At 39.2% G+C, this 2,744-nt stretch carries 2 protein-coding genes; both read left to right on the forward strand.

Annotated features, from left to right (window positions below):
- A partial coding sequence (locus V7149_RS14515) for a 2-oxoacid:acceptor oxidoreductase subunit alpha (RefSeq protein WP_335346328.1) occupies nt 1-1,709 on the forward strand: 1,709 nt, incomplete at its 5' end.
- On the forward strand, nt 1,710-2,576 hold the full coding sequence (locus tag V7149_RS14520; protein WP_335346329.1) for a 2-oxoacid:ferredoxin oxidoreductase subunit beta: 867 nt from the start codon (nt 1,710-1,712) through the stop codon (nt 2,574-2,576).
- Nucleotides 2,577-2,744: the final 168 nt, after the last annotated feature.

Below are 2,744 nucleotides of genomic sequence, written 5' to 3' on the forward strand. Positions count from 1 at the left end.
AAGTTGGAGGGCAACAAGGGGAAGGTATTGAGAGTACTGGAGAAATATTCTCAATAGCATTAAATCGTTTAGGCTACTATTTGTATGGTTACCGTCATTTCTCTTCACGAATTAAAGGCGGTCATACGAACAATAAAATCCGTGTCAGTACTACTCAAGTAAGATCTATTTCTGATGATCTTGATATTTTGGTAGCTTTTGACCAAGAAACTATTGATCTTAATTACAAGGAACTACATGATAAAGGTGTTATTATTGCGGATGCCAAATTCAGTCCTAATAAGCCTGAAGATACAAGTGCGGCCATGTATGCTGTTCCATTCACTGAATTAGCAACTGAACTGGGAACATCCCTAATGAAAAACATGGTTGCAGTTGGAGCAACTTGCGCAGTATTGAACTTAGATATTAACGTATTTGAAGAAGTAGTTCAAGAGATTTTTGGACGAAAAGGCCAACAAGTTGTTGAGAAAAATATGGAAGCCATTAAAGCTGGCTTTGACTTTATGAAAGAAAACCTTGGGGCAACTGAATTAATGGAGCTTGAAAAAGCTGATGGCAAAAAGCGTTTATTTATGATTGGTAACGATGCCATCGCTTTAGGTGCTCTTGCAGGCGGTTGCCGCTTTATGGCTGCTTACCCAATTACACCAGCGTCTGAAATTATGGAATATTTAATAAAGAAGCTTCCACCGCTTGGCGGGGCTGTTATACAAACTGAAGATGAAATTGCTGCGGTTACAATGGCAATCGGAGCTAACTATGGCGGAGTTCGTTCTCTAACTGCTTCAGCTGGACCAGGTTTAGCATTGAAAATGGAAGCCATCGGATTATCTGGTATGACTGAAACTCCACTTGTAATTGTTGATACACAGCGTGGAGGTCCTTCAACAGGTCTGCCAACGAAGCAAGAACAGTCTGACCTAATGTCTATGATATATGGTACTCATGGAGAAATTCCAAAAATCGTAATGGCTCCAAGTACTGTACAAGAAGCGTTTTATGATACAGCTGAAGCATTTAACCTTGCTGAAGAATATCAATGCCCTGTTATTATTCTTTCAGATCTTCAACTTTCTTTAGGTAAACAAACGGTTGAACCGCTAGAATTAGATAAGGTTGAAGTACGCCGTGGAAAGCTTCAAACTGGAGATTTACCTGAAGCAGATGGTAGCTACTTTAAGCGCTATGAAGTAACTGAAGATGGAGTTTCACCACGTGTTATTCCTGGTATGAAAAATGGTATTCACCATGTTACAGGTGTAGAGCATGATGAAACAGGAAAACCATCTGAATCTGCGATTAATCGTAAAGCGCAAATGGATAAACGCTTCCGTAAAATCGAGAACATTAAATTTAATACACCTGTTCACAAAAATGCACCACATGAAGAAGCTGATTTATTAATCATTGGCTTTAACTCAACTCGTGGCGTTATTGAAGAGGCAATCGGCCGCCTTGAAAAGGATGGTTTGAAAGTGAACCATGCACAAATACGTTTAATTCATCCGTTCCCAACAGATGAAGTATTGCCGCTCGTAAAATCTGCTAAAAAGATCGCTGTTGTTGAAAACAACGCTACTGGGCAATTGGCAAACATTATTAAGATGAACGTCGGACATGCTGAGAAGATTCACAAAATGTTAAAATACGACGGAAATCCATTCTTGCCACATGAAATTCACACAAATTGCAAGGAGTTGTTCTAAATGGCAACATTTAAAGATTTTCGAAATAGTGTAAAGCCAAATTGGTGCCCAGGCTGCGGAGATTTCTCTGTACAAGCGGCTATCCAGCGTGCGGCTGCAAATGTTGGTTTAGAGCCTGAGAATCTAGCAGTTATTTCAGGTATCGGATGTTCTGGACGTATTTCCGGATATATTAATTCATACGGCTTCCATGGAATCCATGGGCGTTCCCTTCCAATTGCACAAGGTGTTAAAATGGCAAACCGAGATTTAACAGTTATCGCTTCTGGCGGTGACGGTGATGGTTTTGCTATTGGAATGGGCCATACGATCCACGCTATTCGCCGTAATGTAAATATTACGTATATTGTTATGGATAACCAAATTTATGGTTTAACTAAAGGTCAAACATCTCCGCGTTCAGCAGCAGGCTTTAAAACAAAATCAACGCCTGAGGGTTCAATTGAACAAGCTATTGCCCCAATGGAAATGGCTCTAACTGCTGGAGCAACATTTGTTGCCCAAAGCTTTTCAACAGACCTAAAAGACTTAACAGCTTTAATTGAAGCAGGAATTAACCATGATGGTTTCTCATTAATTAACGTATTCAGCCCATGTGTAACTTATAATAAAGTGAACACATATGACTGGTTTAAAGAGAACTTAACAAAGCTTAGCGATGTTGAAGGCTATGATTCTTCTAACCGTGAACTGGCGATGCAAACATTAATGAAGCATGATGGACTTGTAACAGGCCTTATCTATCAAAACACCGAGCGCAAATCATACCAAGAGTTATTAAAAGGCTACTCTGAGCAGCCATTAACTCAAGCTGATCTTAATTTGGATCAGGCTCACTTTGATAAATTAATTCAGGAATTTATTTAAGCAGTTTTGGCAGAAAAAGAAACCCAGTTATTGGGTTTCTTTTTTATTCTCAAGATTAAATTTATTATATGGCTATGAAATAGTGATTATAGTCACGTACAATTTATTTAGATTCCTATAAGATAAAGTGAAACTTCAATCAGTGGGGGGGCCTTCATCCCCCACTGA

The sequence above is a fragment of the Bacillus sp. JJ1503 genome (genome assembly GCF_036965125.1).
Lineage (GTDB): Bacteria > Bacillota > Bacilli > Bacillales > Cytobacillaceae > Cytobacillus.

Excerpts from the sequence above, each read along its gene's own strand:
- V7149_RS14520 (WP_335346329.1), top strand. The coding sequence starts at position 1,710 with ATGGCAACATTTAAAGATTTTCGAAATAGTGTAAAGCCAAATTGGTGC.